The organism is Streptomyces sp. NPDC021356 (genome assembly GCF_040641015.1).
In the GTDB taxonomy this organism is placed as follows: Bacteria; Actinomycetota; Actinomycetes; order Streptomycetales; family Streptomycetaceae; genus Streptomyces.
In genome coordinates this window covers 62749-81054 of sequence record NZ_JBFACU010000003.1, presented here as the reverse complement: position 1 = coordinate 81054, position 18306 = coordinate 62749, and the positions used below count along the sequence as shown (strand labels likewise).

Below are 18306 nucleotides of genomic sequence, written 5' to 3'. Positions count from 1 at the left end.
CGTTGGAAAACGGCTTCCGGCCCCGTCCACGAGTGGACAGGAGCCGACCACCGGCCTGGGGATGGGGCCGACGGCGCGGGCGGGGGCCGGGAAGATGCACAGCGCCATGAACGGCGTCCGTATTCCCTCCGCGGCTGTCACCTCTTAGGTCATCGCGTTGTCTCCAGGAGCGTTACGCCCAATCCGCGTGGCCCGAGTCACACCCCGTAAGCGTTCAAAAGCGGTCAGACGTGAACAGATGGGAGCTGCTGCGTCTGGCCAGCCGGCTCTCCCTCGAAGCCCGCCCGTCTGAAGCCGGACTCACCCGTCACACGAACCGGACCCCACCGAGCGCGCGGAGGATCCGGCGGGGTCCGTCGAGAAGCCGCGCACCGGCCGGGGCCACGGGAGGGACGGCGGGGCGAGGGGGCCGCGAGGCGGCCGGGCCCGCGGGAGGGCGGCAGGACTCGGGCCGGCCGCCCGCACCCGGAACGGCGCGCGCGGCTCAGTGCTCGCGCGGCGCGGGAACCACACGCTCGATCTCGGGATGGACCGTGAGCAGCTGGCGCATGGCCGCCTCCGCCGCCGTGCCGTCGCCGGCCGCGAGGGCGTCGGCGATGCGGGCGTGCTGCGCCACAGAGGCCTCATTGGGGCGCTCGCAGCCCGTGACAGGGCCACCCGACACCTGAAGGGCCGCCGAGACGATCCCCGACAGGTGCTCCAGCATCCGGTTGCCCGCGACCTGGATGAGCAGCGAGTGGAACTCCGTGTCCGCGCGGGAGAAGGTCAGGGCGTCACCCTGGGCCAGGGCATGCCCCATGATCTCCACCATGTCGGACAGGCGCTGCTGGACGTCCTCGCGCCCGTGTCCCGCCGCGAGCCGCGCGGCGAGCGGCTCGATGGTCCAGCGCAGCTCGCTCAGCTCCCGGCGCTGGTCGTCACGCTGCGGCCCGAAGGCCCGCCACTCGATGATGTCGGGATCAAGGAGATTCCAGTCGCTGACCGGGCGCACGCGTGTGCCGACGTTCGGCCGGGCGCTGACCAGGCCCTTGGCCTCCAGGACACGGAGCGACTCACGGACGACGGTGCGGGAGACCTCGAAGCGCTGGCCGATCTCCTCGGGCACCAGCGGGCGGTCGGCACCCAGGTCCCCGGATACGATCATCTGACCGAGCTGCTGGACGAGTTGGCCGTGCAGGCCGCGACCGCGGCTGCCCGCGGCGCGTCGGCCGACACGTCCCAGCTCGGGTTCCGCGCCCTCCCAGACGTGGCTTCCGACGCGGTCGGGGACGGGCGCCTCGGCGTAGGGGTAGCGGTCGAGTTCGCCCGGGCCGGCAAGACCGGAGTCTGAGGAGCGGGCGGCGGTCATCATGGTGTGCGCAAGGGTACTCACGGATCCTTTGTCGGCGTTGCCTCCAACTCCCTTGAGGTCTTTGGTGAAAAGCACACGAAAGGGTGATCGCTCACTCCGTCGCAATTGACGCCTTATCGGAAATAAATGTGCTTTCCGTGGGGAGTTGCGCACAATGTGCGATCGAAAGAGTACGGACGGTGCTCATCGGACTCTGCTGCGCAGGGTCGTCAGCAGGTACCCGCCCAACAGTGTGACCAGCGACAATGTGAGTGCGCCGCCGACAGGTTGAGCGATCACACGGGCCGCGGCGGACAGATAGCGATCTCCTCCGAAGGGCCAGGGCAACAGGAACGCTTCGCGCAGCCGTGCGGGAAGGCCGGCCGCGTCCCAGGCCGCCCCTCCCAGCGCCTGGTGCACCAGGGGTGAGACGACGACGGGTACGGCGACCACCGCGGCGAGTCCGGCGGCGGTGGACCGGAAGAGCCCCGCGGCCAGCACCCCGGCCCAGCCGCACCCGATCACGAGGCCGGTCCAACTCACGGCCGGCGAGAGCCAGTCGCCGGGAACCTGGGTGAGTTCCCGTCCGTATACGACGTAGAGCACCTCGGCGTCGCAGCCGACCGTGAGGAAGGCCAGCAGCAGCGCGGTGGCGGTGGCGACGAGGAGCTTCGCGGCGAGCAGCCCGAGGCGGCGGGGGACGGTGCCGCGGTCCGCCGCCAGCGCGGGGTGGCGGAACTCGTCGCCGAAGGCGAGCGCGCCGATCAGCCCCGCACCGAGGGCGGCCGGCGGCAGCGGGAACTGCTGCGGCCATGCAGCCAGCAGCCGGGGCTGCGGGGTGTGGCCGATGCGCCCCGCGACGAGCGCCGTCAGGGCCGAGACGACGAGGACGGCGGCGCAGATGACGAACCCGGTGCCGATGCCCAGGGCGCGGCGCAGTTCGTACCGTACGGGCCGGAGCGGGCCGGTCCCCGGACGGACGGCGATGGGAGGTGGAAGGGGCGAGGAGGGATCCGGCGTGACGGTAACCGCCGGACGTGGAGTGGGGATCGAGGGCTGCGCCTGCGCGGTCTCCCCGCCGGACGGCTGAGCCGTCGCGGCACGGCCGGCGGAACTCGCGGCCGCCGAGGGGGACGGCGAGCGGGACGGCTCCGCGTCCTCGGCCGGGTGCGGGCCGCCAGGCTGCGTTCCCTGCGGGCGGGAACTCGGGCTTCGCCGGGACGGAGAGCGCGCACCGGCCGTCGGGATGCGGTCCCGGGCCTCCGTACGGCGGGGCTCCTTCCCGGCGTCTTCGGACACGAGGGGGCCGTTCCTGCGGCCGGTGCGGGGCTCGGCGTCGGCGCGTACGGTCGAGGGCGGCGCGTCGCACCGGCCGACGGCACCTGGGTCGCCTCCGGCGGCGTCGGCAAGCGTCGGGGCGGGGGCCTCGCGGCCGACGCCTTGGGCGCCGTGACCGGAGGTGGCATCCGCCGCGGCACGCCGGGCGTGTGCCGTCTGATGCGCGGTGCCGGCAGGTGCGGCAAGCGTCGCTCTGCCGGTGCGCGCGGCGACGGAGACGGCCTCGGAGGGCCTGGGATGGGTGGAAGCGGTGGAGGCGAGGCCCGCCGCGTCCGCCGTTGCCGCGCCGGGTACCGCTCCGGTCCTCGCGGCGGACACGACCTCTTTTTCGGATCCGTCCCGCTCGAAGCCGTCCCGGTGCCCGGCCTCGCGCACCACGGCAGCCGTTCCCTCACCCGCCGCGCCGCCGGGCCCGTCGCCCGGCCCGGCGGTGACGAACACCCTGCCGACGTCCGCAGTGGCGCGCACACCTCCGGTCGGCACGCCGGTCGCTTCGTGCGCGATGCGCCCGACGGCGGCTGGGCCGGGGGCCGTGCCCCGGTCCACCGTCGCGGAAGCCGACGCCAAAGCCGCCACGGTCCTCGGCTCCTTGGCCACGGCCTGGTCGGCGGCCGACCGCTCCGCCTCCCCCCCGGCCTCGGCGCGTACCCCGGCACCGGCACCCATGTCCCCGACCTCGTCGGCCAGTTGGTGGACGAGGATGCCGTGACGGAATGCGGTCTCGCCGACATCGGCACACGTACTGCCGTAGACGGACAGACGATTGCCGTTCTCGCGTACGACTTCGACGGAGCGGTGAGCGGTGCGGGCCTCCTTGGCCAGCAGGGCCGCGAGGCGGGCGGCGTGCGGGCTGCGGACCGCGACACGCGGGCGCAGCCGATGGCGGGCGAAGTCCCCGGCCTCCTGGTCGGCCACGACGGTGCCGCGCTCCAGCGTGACGACGCGGTCGGCCGTGCGGGCGGCCTCCTTGGGGTCGGCCGTGGCGAACAGGACCGTGCCGCCCCGGGTCGCGTGGGCCCGCAGCATGTCGTGCAGCCAACGGCCTTCCCGAGCGGAGAGCCCGCCGGCAGGGCTGTCGAGCACGAGCGTGTGCGGCTCGGACAGCAGCACGCAGGCCAGGCCCAGTCTGCGGTCCATGGCGCGCGACAGCGTGCCCAGGCGCTCCTCCCGGAAGCTGACGAGCCCTACGGCTTCGAGGACCTCGTCGGACCGGCGGGACGGAAGTCCCGCTGCCGCGCAGAGCATGCGCAGGTGGCCCCGGACGGTGCGGGAGGGGTGACCGGGGACGTCGCCCAGGAGGGCGCCGACCTCGCGCGCCGGGTGGGCGATGCGGTGCAGGGGGCGTCCCTTGAAGTAGGTGATGCCTCGGCCCTGTTGGAGTTCGAGCATGAGTCTGAGCGTCGTCGTCTTGCCCGCGCCCGCCGTCCCCAGGAGCGCGGTGACGCACCCCTCGTGCGCTTCGAAGGAGACGTCGTCGACGGCGGGCGAAAGGCCCTTGCGGGAGTCGCTGGTCAGTCCGAAGGCCTGGATCACCCGCAGCAAGATAGCGCGTTATGTCCCTTTTTTCGGGTTCGCGACGCGCGTGCGGCACACACCGCTGTTCCCGTCCACCGGGTTGTTCCCCGATCCGCAGGAACGGCGGCCTCTCTCGCGCAGCGCACGCGGCGCGGCGTGGAGTCAGACCTCCGGTCGCAACATGGGCGGGTTGAGCAGTGTGGCGCCACCGGCCCGGAAGAGCTGGGCCGGCCGGCCGCCCTGCCGTGTCGTCGTACCGCCCGTCGGCACGAGAAAGCCCGGAGTCCCCGTCACCTTGCGGTGGAAATTACGCGGGTCGAGCGCCACACCCCACACCGCCTCGTAGACACGGCGCAGTTCACCGACGGTGAATTCGGGCGGGCAGAAGGCGGTAGCCAGCGACGAGTACTCGATTTTGGAACGGGCCCGCTCGACTCCGTCGGCCAGGATCCGAGCGTGATCGAAGGCGAGCGGGGCCCTCGACTCGCCGTCGCGTCCGTATCCGCCCTGCTGCAGCAGTTCCTCGACGGGAGCCCACCGTGCGTCTCCCGCGTCGCCGCCGGCGCGGGGTGCGGGCAGGTCGGGCGCGAGGGCGAGATGGGCGACGCTGACGACGCGCATCCTCGGATCACGCCCGGGGTCGCCGTAGGTCGCGAGCTGCTCGAGATGAGCCCCGTTGTCCTGGACGGGCGCGGCGGGGTCGTGGGCGCACAGGCCCGCTTCCTCCTCCAGTTCGCGCGCCGCGGCCTGCGCCAGGTCCTCGTCCGCCCGCACGAAGCCCCCGGGAAGCGCCCACCGCCCCTGGAACGGCGGCTCTCCCCTGCGCACCGCCAGCGCGCACAGGGAGTGGCGGCGCACGGTCAGCACGACCAGGTCCACGGTGACGGCGAAGGGCGGGAAGGCTGACGGGTCGTAGGGCATGCAGCGATCATAGTCGTCTGCCTGACGATAAACACTCCCTTCGTCGGTCGCGGCGATGGCCGGTCCGCGGACTTCCACGCGCAGTCCCGCGGCCCCGGCCATCAGCCACGGCCCCGTGTCGTACGAGGTCAGGCACCCAGTTGCAGGCCGTCGGCCGCCTCCTCCACCAGGGCGAGGCCGAGTCTGCTGACCCGCACGGAGAAGGGCGCGCCGGCGACCCGCAGCCCGGTGAAGCCGATCTCCCCGAGCGGCGCGGTGCGCACCGGGCGCAGGGTGACCGATCGGGCGGGGGCGTCGGGCCGGATGCCCGCGAGCGATGTCAGCAGCAGGACCGCCGCGGCGGCCGCGGTGGCCGAGGGGCGGCAGGCCGCCGGGTGCGGTACGGGCGCGCTGCCGTCCACACGCTGCTCTCCGGCGAACATCTCGGGCAACCGGTGCCCGAAGGCGTGGGCCGCCGCCAGGACGCCCCGCAGGAGTGCGCCCGCCTCCTTCTCGTGGCCTGCGGCGGCCAGCCCGGCGACGGCGACCGCGGTCTCCGCCACCCGTACCGCCCCCGCCCGGTGACCGAAAGGGCTGTAGCCCGCCTCCTTGGCGGCGAGCCCCCGCAACCCCCAGCCCGAGTCCATCGCCGGCCCGCCCAGCAGGCGGGCGAGCTGCCCGGTCTGCGCCTTGTCGAGCAGTCCGGGCGCCTGCTCGCCGCCACCCGACAGGCCGGTGTCCAGGAGATGCACGGCGGAAGCGTCGAGGTGCGTCAGAAGCCGCCCGTCAGCGGCCTTGCCCGCGGCGGGTCTGCCGCCGCCTCGGTCCTCGACCCAGAAACCGCTCCGGAACGCCGTCCGCAGGTGCTGGGCCCACTGCCGCAGCTCGGCGGCGCCCGGCCGGTCGAACGCCTCGAGCAGGTCGGCTCCGAGCACCGCCGCTCGGTGGGCGTGCGCCTGGATCTCACAGCGCACGGGCCGCCCCGGCAGCGGATCGCACAGGTACGTCCCCTCGCCCACGGCCGTCCGCAGCCAGGTGAGGCAGCGCACGGCCGGCGGCAGCAGCTCCTCCGTCTCCTTCTCGGGCAGGCCCCATCGACGGGCTTCCGCCAGGAGCACGGGGAAGAGCAGCGTCGCCTCTGTGCCCGTGCAACCCGGTGGAAGGTGCGGGCCCGCGTCCCGCCGGGGCCCGGGAATCATGCCGGACTCGGGGCCGCGCCCCCCGCGCTGGGTGCGGGCCAAGGTGCGCAGCGTGCTCGCGGCCAGCCGGGTCCCCAGGGGCAGTGCCATCCGGGCGGCGACGAGCGCCTCGGCCGGGGCCAGGCCGGATCGCCAGGGTGCACCCGCCGCCAGGTGCAGGTCGGCCGGGTGCAGCGGATCGCGCAGCAGCAGAGCGTGGAGGTCGTCGATGCCTGCGCGCATCAGTTCCCCGGCCCCGGGTGTGTCGCCCGTGGCCCGCGCCGCTGCCAGAGGGCTGGTCGCCGTACGGCCCACGGCCCGCAGCGGCCCCGCACCGTCCTGCCGTACCCGCAGTTCCACGCTCGCCGTGCCGCCCGGAGGCAGCTCGAACTCCCAACGCAGCAGGCCGGCGGAGGCCAGGGCTTCGGCGGGCGGCGGGTCCGCGGTGACCGACGCGCTCGTGGCACCGCGGGACCAGCGCAGACCTGAGCCCCGCACGCTGGCCGGCCGCTCGGCGCCCGCACGGCCCCGGGCGATCTGGCCCAGGTCCGCGAGATCCGTACCGAGCGCCACCTCCACGGGAAGGCGCAGCGGGCGCAGTGAGGCGCTGCGCAAGGTGATCCGTTCCGTGCCGTCCGCGTCACGCACGCGTTCCACTAGCACGTCCGGGTCGGGTCCCGTGCCCGGCGAGGCGCGCAGCACGCCCACGAAGCGGGCCCGGTCCGCGGCCGTCATCAGGGCCTGGACGACGAGCGGTTCGCGCCCGGCGATCCGGACCTGGCAGCGGGAGAGCAGGCGGCGGCCCGCACGGTAGAAGCCCTCCAGACCCTGGCCGCTCAGCTGTCCCCGGGCCGTCGAGATCGCCAGCCCGGGCAGGGCGACACAGATCATGGCGTCGTGGGCGGGAGGCAGCTCCGAGGAGTGGCGTCCGGCCGACTGCCGCGCCGGGCCCCGTGCGTCGCCGCGGGCGGAGGGTGCGGCGCGCGTGGACGGGGCGACGTACTCGTACGGGGCACGGCGCTGTTCCTGCAAGGCACGGCGCTGTTCCTGTCCCGTCCCGCACCACGCCGGCCCGGCCGCCCCGGCTTCGGAGGGAAGCGCGGCCCGGGCGGAGGCGGGGGCGTCGCCAGGGGTGCAGGGCGGAGTCGGCTGGTGCATGGGACGGCTTCCTCTGCGCTCTGTGGGCCTCGGGCGGATCGGGCGTCTGGCGGCGGCCCCGGAGGGGCATGACAGGGGTGGCGGGGTGGCCCGGCCGGGCGCTCCGCCACTCAGGTGAACGGCGGCGGACCGGTCCGGGTCACGCCTGTGCCAGGGGAAGCCGACCGAATGGCGGCTGCGCGGCGGCCACGAGCGGCCGTCCTGCCCGCCCGCGCGACCGGATGCGACGGGGCAACGCCCCCGACGCGTTCTGCCCCCGCAGGCCTTCCTCGGGGCAGCGGGCCAGACCGCGTCCGGCCACGCCCTCCCCCTCCCTCCGCCGCAGGTGCCGACCGGCCCTGGGGGCCGGGCGTGCCGAGCGGGCCTGACGTCCTGCGTGTGTCCGGCTTGCCTGGACCGGGCCTCCCGGTCCTCCACAGTGCGGGCCTCCACGTCAGGATCCCCCTGAGCAGATTCATGCGCCGTCCTCGGGCCTGTCTCCCCGCGGCTTCCCAGCCGGCCGGCATCCGCCGCGACGGCGTCCGTCCGCTTTGGCCGCGGCGCGCGGGCGGGTGCGCGCGGACGGCCTGGCGGCCCCGGGGCGCGGTCCGGCGCTGTCGGTGCGGGAGGTGACCGCGCGCGTCCCATGAGCCCCACCACGATCCGCAGTCGGCGCGTCGCCCCGTACGCGGCGCCGACGGGCGGAGTGCGCGCCCTCCGCCGCCGCTGGTGCACGACTGGTGCGGGTGCCGGTCACGAGGTGCTGCCGCGCGGGCTCGCCCATGGTTTCCGTCCCACCGGCGTCTTCCGCCGGTTCCGTGTCGTGAGTCCCGTCGGCTTCCTCCGTCTCCCCGGCTTCTGCCGTCTCCCCGCCTTGTTCCGTGTCCCCGGCTTCTTCCGTCTCCTCGGCTTCTTCCGTCTCCTCGGCGCTTGCCTCCTGCCCGGCACGGTTCGTCGCTCCGCCGCCTCCCGCCTCTTGCTCCGCGGCATGCGCTCCTTCTGTGCCGGTGCCGTCTGGGGCCGTCGTGTCCCGCCCCGCGCCCTCGCCCCCGGCGCCGGGCTCCCCGTCGGTCGAGCAGCCGCGTCCCGTCCGTTCGGCGCGCAGGCAGCGGCGGACCGACTCAGGGTCCAGGCCCTCGTTGCAGGCCTGGTGCAGCAAGCGTGCGAAGAGGTAGTCGGGGTCCGCGCCCAGCGCCATGGCGAGAGCTTCGCGGGCCTCCAGGTCGTCCCCCAGCGACCAGGCGACCCAGCCGGCCAGCGTCAGCGGCGCAGCCGCGTGCTCCCCGTAGGGGCCGACGCAGCGCCGGGCCAGCGCCCGCCACAGACGGAGAGCCGGAGCCGCTTCGTCCCCCTCCATCCACTCGGCGGCGCGGTCACGCGTCGTCCGGTCCTGCAGGCCGAGGACCAGGAATGCCGCCTCCTCGTCCTCGAGCAACCGGTCGTCACGCAGGTCGGCGGGCAGCGCACCGGCGATGCCGGGTGCCGCGGCGAACCGCCGCAGGACAGTCTCGGCGAGGTCGAGGGTCTCCCCGGCCACCTCCGCACGGCTCGCCTCGTCGAGGATCCTCGGCACCAAGGCCCTGCCCGCCTTGTCCAGTGCGCTCTCCTGCGCCCGTGCCGCCGAGGTCTCCCACGGGAGCAGCCTGGCCCGCAGCTCCCGCAGGCTGCCCCGCACCTGGATGCCCGCGTACGTGGCCGCAGCGGCCAGTACGGAGGTGCCGGGCAGGCCCATGGGCCAGCCCTCGTCGGGGCAGCACCCGTCGGTCGGGCAGCAGTAGGACCAGAAGCGGCCACCGGAGATGCACAGGGCCTCGATCACCGGAACGTCGAGGCGGCCGCACTCCGTGCGCAGCTTCTGGGCCAGCGGCTGAAGCCGCTGTACGACCTCGCGCGGTGACTCTCCGCCCGCCGGCTCCTGGCAGAGGAAGGCGACCATCTGCCCCGGTTTGGCTCCCCTGCGCTCGCTGCCCGTGATCAGGCCGTGCGCGAGTTGCCGGGCCGCCGAGGGCCAGTCGCCGCGGTTGGGGGGAATACCGAGCCTGGCCCGGCCGCCGAACCTGCCCCGGCCGTCCCGGTCGTGCAGGGCTACCAGGACGATGCTGTCCTCCGGTCGGTAGCCGAGCAGGTACGGCAGGGCGTCGGCCAGCTCGGCCGGGGTCCGCAGGGTGATCTGGTGCTCGGGGCCGGGCCCGTCGTAGGCGATGTCGCCGTTTCCGAAGGGTCCGGTCGTTTCGCTGTGGTTCGTCATGCGCCGACGATCTCGCGGAATGCAAAATTCCGGTTTGGTCTGTGGATAAGTCCGACCAGGGGCACGTCAACCAGGGCCGGGGCACCTCGCCCGCCCCCCTGCTGCGGGACGTGGCCGGCTCGTCGTCCCGTTGCACGGGGTGGTCAGCGCCTTCCGGATGTCTCCGTTTGTCAGTGCCGTCCTGTTGTATGGGACGCATGGAGCACACGAGCAACGCGGAACTGCGGACGGCGGCCGACGCGGTCCTCGCCCGCCTCGTCGGCGACGGCACGGGCAGGGCCCGGTTGCGCGAGGACCAGTGGCGGGCGATCGAGGCGCTGGTCGCCGAGGGCCGCCGGGCCCTGGTCGTCCAGCGCACCGGCTGGGGCAAGTCCGCGGTCTACTTCGTGGCCACCTCCCTGCTCCGGGCACGCGGGAGCGGCCCCACGGTGATCGTCTCCCCGCTGCTGGCGCTGATGCGCAACCAGGTGGAGGCCGCCGCCCGTGCCGGCATCCACGCCCGCACGATCAACTCGGCGAACACCGAGGAGTGGGACACCGTCCAGTCGGAGGTCGCGGAGGGCTCCGTCGACGTCCTGCTGGTCAGCCCCGAGCGGCTCAACAACCCCGACTTCCGGGACCAGGTCCTGCCCAAGCTCGCCGCCGCCACGGGCCTGCTCGTCGTGGACGAGGCGCACTGCATCTCGGACTGGGGGCACGACTTCCGTCCGGACTACCGGCGGCTGCGCACCATGCTGACCGAACTCCCGGCCGGAGTCCCGGTACTGGCGACCACCGCCACCGCCAACGCGCGTGTGACCGCCGACGTCGCCGAGCAGTTGGGGACGGGTGACGCCTCGGGCACGCTGGTGCTCCGCGGCCCCCTGGACCGGGAGAGCCTCAGCATGGGAGTGCTGCGGCTGCCGGACGCCGCGCACCGGATGGCCTGGCTCGCCGACCACCTCGAAGAACTGCCCGGCTCCGGAATCATCTACACACTCACCGTCGCCGCCGCCGAGGAGGTCACGGCCTTCCTGCGGCACCGGGGGCACGCCGTCGCCTCGTACACCGGCAAGACGGAGAACGCCGACCGGCAGCAGGCCGAGGACGACCTGCTCGCGAACAAGGTCAAGGCGCTGGTCGCCACCTCCGCCCTCGGCATGGGCTTCGACAAGCCGGACCTCGGCTTCGTCGTGCACCTCGGTTCGCCCTCGTCCCCCATCGCCTACTACCAGCAGGTGGGCCGCGCCGGCCGCGGCGTCGAGCACGCGGAAGTGCTCCTCCTGCCCGGTAAGGAGGACGAGGCGATCTGGCAGTACTTCGCGTCACTGGCCTTCCCCTCCGAGGAGTTGGTGCGCAGGACCCTCGACGTGCTCGCCCGCGCGCAGGGACCGCTGTCGCTGCCCGCTCTGGAACCTCTGGTGGAACTGCGCCGTTCCCGCCTCGAAGCCATGCTCAAGGTCCTCGACGTGGACGGGGCGGTGAAGCGGGTCAAGGGCGGATGGATCTCGACCGGCCGGCCCTGGGCGTACGACGCGGAGCGCTACGACTGGGTCGCGCGGCAGCGGGAGGCGGAGCAGCAGTCGATGCGCGAGTACGCGGCGACCACGGGCTGCCGGATGGAGTTCCTGCAACGCCGACTCGACGACGAGACCGCCCGCCCCTGCGGCCGGTGCGACAACTGTGCGGGGGCCCGGTTCACCGCCGACACCTCCACGGCGGCGCTGGACGCCGCGCGCGTGGACCTGGGCCGGGCCGGAGTGGAAGTGGAACCGCGGCGCATGTGGCCGACCGGCCTCCCGGCGATCGGCGTCGCTCTCAAGGGGCGCATCCCGGCCGCCGAACAGGCCTCGGAAGGACGGGCCCTGGGACGACTGTCGGACATCGGCTGGGGCAACCGGCTGCGACCCCTGCTCGCGCCGCACGCGCCGGACGGTCCAGTGCCCGAGGACGTGGCACGGGCCGTGGTGGGCGTGCTCGCCGACTGGGCGAAGGCACCGGGCGGCTGGGCGACGGGCGCGGCGGACGCCCGGCCGCGCCCGGTCGGTGTCGTCACCATGGCCTCGCGCGGCCGTCCCCGGCTCGTCCAGTCGCTGGGCGCGCACATCTCGCAGGTCGGCCGGCTGCCGCTGCTGGGCTCCGTCGAATACGCCGCGGACGCACGCCCCATGTCCCGCAGCAACAGCGCGCAGCGGCTCAAGGCCCTCGACGGAGCGCTCACCGTGCCGCCCGCGCTTGCCTCCGCGCTCGCCGACCAGCCGGGCCCGGTACTCCTCGTCGACGACTGCACCGAGACCGGCTGGACCCTCGCGGTCGCCGCCCGGCTGCTGAGAAAGGCGGGCGCCCAGGGAGTGTTGCCGCTGGTTCTCGCCGTGCAGGGCTGAGCGGGCCCCGGCCGCCGGCGTCGGGCGCCCAGGCCTCTGGCGCCGGACACCGGGCGGGGGGCGAGCCGGGGCGTCGGGCTCGGAGGGTGGGGGCGAGTCGGGCGCGGAGCGTGGGGCGGGGGCGTCGGAGACACGTGGCCGCGTGACCGGTGCCGGCTCATGGCCCGCCTTCCTCACGGTCCGTGGCGAGCAGGCCCAGTGGGCGGCCGCTGCCGCGCTGTGCGCCGCCACGGGGAGCGTGATCGACTGTGCACCTCAGGCGTCATGCGGTCGGCCGCTGGGTAGGGATATAAGGCGCGGGTCATCTGATAACGGTCGGTGACCCCAATTGCTCGTTGCCGCATCCCAGTTCGACAGGAAGAATTGAAGTCCGCTCTCCGCGCGGCCCGGCCCTGATCCGGTAGGGCTCTGCTGCGGTGTGCGCTCCCCCGCATCCGACCCCGCCCGCAGTATGGGCGCGTAGCCGAAGGGAGGAACGTGACCTTCGGATTCGCTCCGTCCTCGGCGGCCTCGTTGTCGACGTCCGCCGCATCCGCCCATCGCGTGCTCGAACCCGCGGAGTGGGCTGCCGCGGGCATTCCTCTGCTGCGCAACCCCCGGGAAGTCGTCAGCGGACTGCACTCCCGGCATCGTCCCGGCCCGGCCACCGCCGTGGTGGCGGTACTCGACCCGGACGAGCGGCTACGGGCCAGCGCCTCGTTCGTCCGCCGCCCGGCGCCCGCCGACGGCTGGATGTTCCGCAACGCGCTCCTCGCCCAGTTGCGCCGCGTCATACCCCACGACCTGCGGCGCCGTACACCGGTGCGCACCGCGGTACTGCTCTACTGCCGTGAGGGCGACGCGCGTTGGACGGAGGAGGACGGCGCGTGGATGTGGGGACTGCGTGACGCGTGCACCCTGCACGGTCTGCGCTGCGGGGCGTACATCACGCTGACGAGGGACGGCTGGCAGGTCCTCGGCGAGGGGCGCGGCGGCCGCAGGCCGAGCGCCGTCTCGGCACCCGAGGCCCTCGGCAACGCGGAAGTGCCGCCCCCGTCGCCCCGCACCGGAGGTGTGTCCTCCGAAGTGCTGCGTCGCGCGGCGGCCCGCTGACACCCACGCCGCACGGGCGGAGCCCACGCCGTCGTCCGGCGTGCGGAACGCCTCACCCCCACACCGACCCGCGACACACCGGCCGCACCAGGCCTCGAACACGCCGGAACACACCGCACGCGCGCCGCGGCCGTCGCCGGCCGAGCCCATCCGCATCCGTACGCCCCCCGGGCACGCACGGCCTCCCGCGCACGAGCCGGCACCCGCGCCCGACGCGCCGGCGCGAATCGACACGCCCGCACCGACCAGCACCCGAGCACCAACCTGCCCGCGCGCAGGCACACGCCGAACGCGCACGCACAAAGCGAAACAGCCGTCGCGCGGACCTCCGCGACGACGGCTGTCACCCTCTGCACCGGACCGACGGCGCCCCCGGCCGGCGTGTCCTGAACGCCTCAGACGCCGGCGCCCAGCACCCCGTTGATCTGCTGCGGGTCACCACAGACGATCAGCAGTGCTCCGGACCGGGTGTGGGCCAGAGGCAGGGCAGCGGCGACCGCGGTGTCGGTGCCGCCGTTGACGGCGACCACGACCACGGGGCGGGTTGCGGCACGGGAGGTTCCGGCGGCGTCCGTGTAGAAGACGTCGTCGCCCGCGTCGTGCTGCGCCCAGTAGGACGCTTCACCGAAGGACAGTTCGTGGGCGGCCCAGGGGTGCGGGTCACCGGTGGTGATCACCAGCACCTCCCCGGGGGCACGACCCGCCTCCAGGAGCAGGTCGACCGCTTCCTCGGCGGCGTCGAGGGCACCCTCGGCCGAGGCGGGGATCAGCTGGATCTGCGGAGCCGCCGAGGCGGCGGGGACAGCCGGACCCGAAGGGGCGGGCTTGGTCGCGGCCGCGTCCCGCGGCGTACGCTGCGCCGGCGGCGCGGGCCGCACAGGGCCGGGACGACCGGGACGCGACGGAGCCGCGGGGCGGGGGCCGGGTACGGGACGGGGGGTCGGCGCGGTGCGGCCGGTGGCCGGAGTGGCGCGGGGACCCTGGGCACTCTCGTGAATCTGAGGCTCCTCGGGAATGAGAGGCATGAGCTGATATTTATCAAACGTTGGTACGGCCCCCGTGGGCGGGGGGCACATCCGGGCAAGCGGCCCCGTCAGAAGTCGAAGTCGAGCTGGCCCTCGATCTCCGGAACGCTTCCGTCCACCCAGACCCTGGCCTTCTTGAGGTGCTGCCAGCGCGGCAGCGCATCAAGATACGCCCATGACAACCGGTGGTACGGGGTGGGTCCCCGCTCCTCCAGCGCGGCCTTGTGCACGGGCGACGGATATCCGGCGTTGGCCGCAAACCCGAAGTCTGCATGGTCGACGCCCAGTTCGGCCATCATTTTGTCGCGGTACACCTTGGCGATCACCGAGGCCGCCGCGACGGCGACGCACGAGCGGTCGCCCTTGATGACCGTACGGACCTGCCAGGGAGCGCCGAGGTAGTCGTGCTTCCCGTCGAGGATGACCGCGTCCGGACGGACGGGCAGTCCCCCCAGGGCGCGCCCGGCGGCGAGCCGCAGCGACGCCGTCATCCCCAGCTCGTCGATCTCCTCCGGCGTGGCGTGCCCGAGGGCGTACGCCGTCACCCACTTCTCCAGTACCACGGCGAGTTCGGTGCGCCGCTTGACGGTGAGCAGTTTGGAGTCGGTGAGGCCCGCAGGGGGCCGACGCAGTCCGGTGACCGCCGCGCAGACGGTGACGGGCCCGGCCCACGCGCCGCGCCCCACCTCGTCGACACCTGCGATGACCTTGGCTCCGGTCGTGGCGCGAAGGGAGCGCTCGACGGTGTGAGTGGGTGGTTCGTACGGCATGGCGCCCTTAGCGTACGCCGCCCTGATCCCGATGCGACACCCCGGTTTCCCCCACCGGCCGCACCGCTTCCGCGGCCTCGGCGATCAGTGCGTCAGGGAACCCGGCAGCACGGCCATCGGGCGGCCGGCCAGGACCGCGGGAGTCGACCGCCCGCTTCACTCGCGCACACATGCGAGCGGCTCGCAGCAACGGCAGAAACGACTCATCAACCCCGTGGGACCCCACCCCGCGGAGGACCTCACCAAGCGTCGGGTCGCACTCGTGAATCGAGGTGCGAAGTGGGGTCAGGTCCCGACCGGCAGCCAGTCCGGCAGCGCCTCCGTGGCGCGTACCCACTCGGCGGGCGGGCCGCCCGCCTCGCCTCCGGCGAGCACCCCGCCGACGATGGCGCACGTGGTGTCCACGTCCCCGCCGGCCTGGGCCGTCCGCCAGAAGGCCTCCTCGAAGTCACCGAGGCACCGGGCGGCCGACCAGAGGGCGAAGGGCACCGTGTCGTGGGCGGTCGTACGCCGTCCGCAGCCGAGGACGGCGGCGACCGTGCCCGCGTCGCCGTAGTCGAGCATGTCGCGGGCACGGCGCAGGCCGGCGCCGACGGCGCTGCGCGCGGGCACCAGGGCGATGACGCCGTCCAGCAGCGCTTCGGGGCTCGGCGGCCCGCCGGGTGCTGCGGCCAGAGCGGCTGCCGCGGCGACGGCCATGGCACCCACGACGGCCTCGCGGTGCTGATGCGTCGGGTAGGCCGAGATCTCGGCCTGGTGGGTGGCCTGCTCCGGATCGTCCGCGTACCACGCGCCCAGAGGGGCGATCCGCATCGCGGCGCCGTTGCCCCAGGAGCCCTGCCCGTTGAAGAGAGCAGCGGCCAACTCGCGCCAGTCGCCACCCTCCCGGACGAGCCGGAGCAGCCGGTTGACCGCGGGGCCGTACCCCCGGTCGAAGTCGTGATGGCGGGCGAAGGATTCGGCCAGGGCGTCCTGGTCGATGCGGTGGTGCGCGACGAGGACGGCCACGACGGAGCAGGCCATCTCCGTGTCGTCCGTCCACTGCCACGGTTCGGGGGGCAGTTCTCGGCGGTGAAGGAGCGGATAGTTCGCCGGCACGAAGAACTGCGAGCCCAGCGCGTCCCCGACCGAGAGTCCGCGTGTGCTGGCCAGGGCGCGCTCCAGGCGCCTGCCGGGAGAGGAGTCAGAGGTCATCGCTCAGCCACTCTATCCAGTGACCCCGTACGGTTCCGGGTCACGCCACCGCTCGAACGGCCGGTCCATGGCGTACCGCCCGTCGTCCCCGAGAACGAGCATCCGCATCTCGGCGTTCCCGGGATTCGACAGCGCCTCGAATTCCGCGACGGTCCAGTGGAACCACCGCATGCAGAAGAGGCGCATCGCGAGACCATGGGTCACCAGGAGCACGTTGGGCGGGTGGTCAGGGGCCTCGAAGCTGCGGAAGAGGCTCTCCAGGAAGCCGCCGACCCGGTCGTACACGTCGGCGCCGGACTCTCCCTGGGCGAAGCGGTAGAAGAAGTGACCGTACGCGTCCCGGTAGGCCTTCTGAAGGCGTACGTCGTCGCGGTCCTGCCAGTTTCCCCAGTCCTGCTCGCGCAGCCGCGGCTCCTCCCGGACCCGTATGAGGTCGGGGTCGAGGTGGAAGGCGCGGAGGGTCTCGTGGGTGCGGCGGTACGGGGAGACGTACACACTGACCCGTTCCCGCCCGAACAGCTCACGCAGCTCTTTGCCGGTGTCCTCGGCCTCCTGGAGACCCCGCTCGGTCAGCGCCAGCGCGTGGTCCGGCTCGCGCTCGTAGACGGAGTCATCGACATTGCCCGTCGATTCCCCGTGCCGGACAAGAACGATGCGCCGTGGTCGTGCCATGCCAAAACACTAGATCGAGTCACGGCCGATCGGAGACTCGAGCGGCCCTCATACGGTGTAGGTCACACGGAAGGTGCGCCACGGGCCACGGAGAGCACGCATCCGCCTCGCAGGGTGCTCGTGGCGCTCGCCCGTGGAAGGCCCCCCGAGGCACACGCCCGCCTGCCCCGCGCGCGGGTCACACGGTCCAGGCCGGTTCCAGTTCCACGATGTCGCCCGTCAGGGCCGCGACGTCGGCCTCGGTCTGGGCGCGCAACGCCAGGCGCTCGACCCGCTCGGTGCGGTACTTGCCGTGCTCCGCGGACGACTGCCACATGGACAGGACCAGGAACTCATTGCCCGGGGCTTCACCGAACAGGCCCCGGACCATTCCGGGCGAGCCGGCCATCGCCGGGTTCCAGACCTTCTCCTGCATCAGCGTGAAGTGCTCGGCACGCTCCTCGTGGGCCCGGCAGAGCGCGACGCGCACCAGGTCGGCGTCCGCGAAGCGCGGCTGGAACCCCGTCTTCACGTCGAACCGGTGATCGAAGAGCCTGATCTGCGCGTCCTTGAAGGTTCCGGCCTGGGCGGCGGCCAGCCGGTCGTGGGAGCGGGCCATGAAGGAGTCGTAGAAGGCGCGGCTCTCCCAGAAGGCGAAGACGTGGGCCACCCCTTGCCTGCCCCGGCTCCAGCCACCCCCCTGCCCCCGAAACCCCGGCTCTCCCAGAAGCCCCGCCCACTTTCGCTGCCCCCGCTCGAAGCCCCGGCGGTCCACCACGGTGCAGCGAATCCACTTGACCAGCACCGCGCCATCGTACGGCCCTGGGCGTGGCGTCGGTCACTTTCCTGGGGACAGTGCCCGCACAGACGTCCGCGCGCGCGTGGCACGATGGACAACGCGCGCCCCCAATCCGGCGGTTGGGACAGACGAGGGCGCATGGGGACGGGGAAGGGGAGGTCCGGTGAGCGGGCTGAGCAAAGGGATCCGCAAGGTCGAGGTCGCACTGAAGTGGGACCCCAGTCCGACAGGGCAGCCGCCCACCGATCTGGACATCGTGGCGGGCACCTACCTGGCGAGTGATCCGTACGGCGCACCGGACTACCTGGTGCACTTCGACAGCCGTTCGCCCGACGGCACGATCTACCTGAACCGGGACAGTACGGACGGCAAGGGCTTCGGGTGGGACGAGGTCATGACGCTGGAGCTGGAGCGGCTCTCCGAGCGCTACGCGCGCGTGGTGATCGGCGTGGTCATCCAGCAGAGCGCCGCGCACCGCCCCTTCGCCGACGTGCTCGACCCGGGGCTGCGTATCCGGGAGGGCTACACCGTGCTCGCCGAGGACGACTTCGGCGGTGTGCCCCGGGCGACCGCGGCCGCCGTCGCCGAGTTCACCCGTGACGGGTCCGGGAACTGGCAGTTCCGGCCCGGCATCCACGGCTTCGAGGGCGAGCCGGCGGACTTCACCGGCGCGATGGGCCGCGCGCACCGGTCGTAGCCGGTGAAGAGGTGCGGTAACCGGTAAAGGTAAGGGGCGTCGGCCATGGCCGACGCCCCTTACCCCTCA

13 protein-coding genes are annotated in these 18306 nt (G+C 73.6%); 3 read left to right on the top strand and 10 right to left on the bottom strand.

Translation table 11 applies throughout. The annotated features are described in order from the left end of the window. Nucleotides 1-484: 484 nt before the first annotated feature. The 5 genes from AB0G56_RS04500 to AB0G56_RS04480 all read right to left on the bottom strand — a co-directional run bounded on the left by AB0G56_RS04500 (nucleotide 485) and on the right by AB0G56_RS04480 (nucleotide 9646). Nucleotides 485-1372 (bottom strand): FadR/GntR family transcriptional regulator, encoded by an 888-nt coding sequence (locus tag AB0G56_RS04500; RefSeq protein WP_360963515.1) that lies wholly within the window; start codon nucleotides 1370-1372, stop codon nucleotides 485-487. 162 nt (nucleotides 1373-1534) lie between these two features. Beyond that, nucleotides 1535-4201 carry an ATP-binding cassette domain-containing protein gene (locus tag AB0G56_RS04495; protein WP_360963512.1) on the bottom strand — a complete coding sequence of 889 codons (2667 nt, stop codon included), beginning with the start codon at nucleotides 4199-4201 and terminating at the stop codon, nucleotides 1535-1537. A 144-nt stretch (nucleotides 4202-4345) separates the two neighbouring features. Then, the gene (locus AB0G56_RS04490; protein ID WP_360963509.1) at nucleotides 4346-5104 is read right to left on the bottom strand and encodes an NUDIX domain-containing protein; all 759 of its coding nucleotides are present in this window, start codon (nucleotides 5102-5104) and stop codon (nucleotides 4346-4348) included. 128 nt (nucleotides 5105-5232) lie between these two features. Further along, nucleotides 5233-7152 carry a glycogen debranching N-terminal domain-containing protein gene (locus AB0G56_RS04485; RefSeq protein ID WP_360964236.1) on the bottom strand — a complete coding sequence of 640 codons (1920 nt, stop codon included), beginning with the start codon at nucleotides 7150-7152 and terminating at the stop codon, nucleotides 5233-5235. Nucleotides 7153-7873: 721 nt separating this feature from the next. Next, entirely contained in the window at nucleotides 7874-9646 is a 1773-nt protein-coding gene (locus AB0G56_RS04480; RefSeq protein ID WP_360963506.1) for a DUF4192 family protein, read from the bottom strand. A gap of 197 nt (nucleotides 9647-9843) precedes the next feature. On the opposite strand from AB0G56_RS04480, the gene AB0G56_RS04475 reads away from it, so the two are divergent. Then, the gene (locus tag AB0G56_RS04475; RefSeq protein ID WP_360963503.1) at nucleotides 9844-12009 is read left to right on the top strand and encodes a RecQ family ATP-dependent DNA helicase; all 2166 of its coding nucleotides are present in this window, start codon (nucleotides 9844-9846) and stop codon (nucleotides 12007-12009) included. Between the two features lie 477 nt (nucleotides 12010-12486). Continuing rightward, a complete protein-coding gene (locus AB0G56_RS04470) occupies nucleotides 12487-13101 on the top strand; it encodes a hypothetical protein (protein WP_360963500.1) in 615 nt (204 codons plus the stop codon). A 395-nt stretch (nucleotides 13102-13496) separates the two neighbouring features. Here the strand turns inward: AB0G56_RS04470 and AB0G56_RS04465 are convergent, their stop codons facing one another. From AB0G56_RS04465 to AB0G56_RS04445, 5 genes are all read right to left on the bottom strand, one after another. Next, nucleotides 13497-14126, bottom strand: coding sequence for a hypothetical protein (locus AB0G56_RS04465; RefSeq protein ID WP_360963498.1), 630 nt, complete (start codon nucleotides 14124-14126; stop codon nucleotides 13497-13499). A 68-nt stretch (nucleotides 14127-14194) separates the two neighbouring features. Then, nucleotides 14195-14896, bottom strand: a complete 702-nt coding sequence (locus AB0G56_RS04460; RefSeq protein WP_360963495.1) for a ribonuclease HII — start codon at nucleotides 14894-14896, stop codon at nucleotides 14195-14197. Between the two features lie 285 nt (nucleotides 14897-15181). Next, nucleotides 15182-16090 (bottom strand): ADP-ribosylglycohydrolase family protein, encoded by a 909-nt coding sequence (locus AB0G56_RS04455; protein WP_360963492.1) that lies wholly within the window; start codon nucleotides 16088-16090, stop codon nucleotides 15182-15184. Between the two features lie 12 nt (nucleotides 16091-16102). Next, a complete protein-coding gene (locus AB0G56_RS04450; RefSeq protein ID WP_360963489.1) occupies nucleotides 16103-16762 on the bottom strand; it encodes a histidine phosphatase family protein in 660 nt (219 codons plus the stop codon). A gap of 178 nt (nucleotides 16763-16940) precedes the next feature. Next, nucleotides 16941-17546 (bottom strand): YdbC family protein, encoded by a 606-nt coding sequence (locus AB0G56_RS04445; protein WP_360963486.1) that lies wholly within the window; start codon nucleotides 17544-17546, stop codon nucleotides 16941-16943. A gap of 157 nt (nucleotides 17547-17703) precedes the next feature. Here AB0G56_RS04445 and AB0G56_RS04440 point away from each other — a divergent pair, with 157 nt between their 5' ends. Next, on the top strand, nucleotides 17704-18237 hold the full coding sequence (locus AB0G56_RS04440; RefSeq protein ID WP_360963484.1) for a TerD family protein: 534 nt from the start codon (nucleotides 17704-17706) through the stop codon (nucleotides 18235-18237). Nucleotides 18238-18306 lie beyond the last annotated feature (69 nt).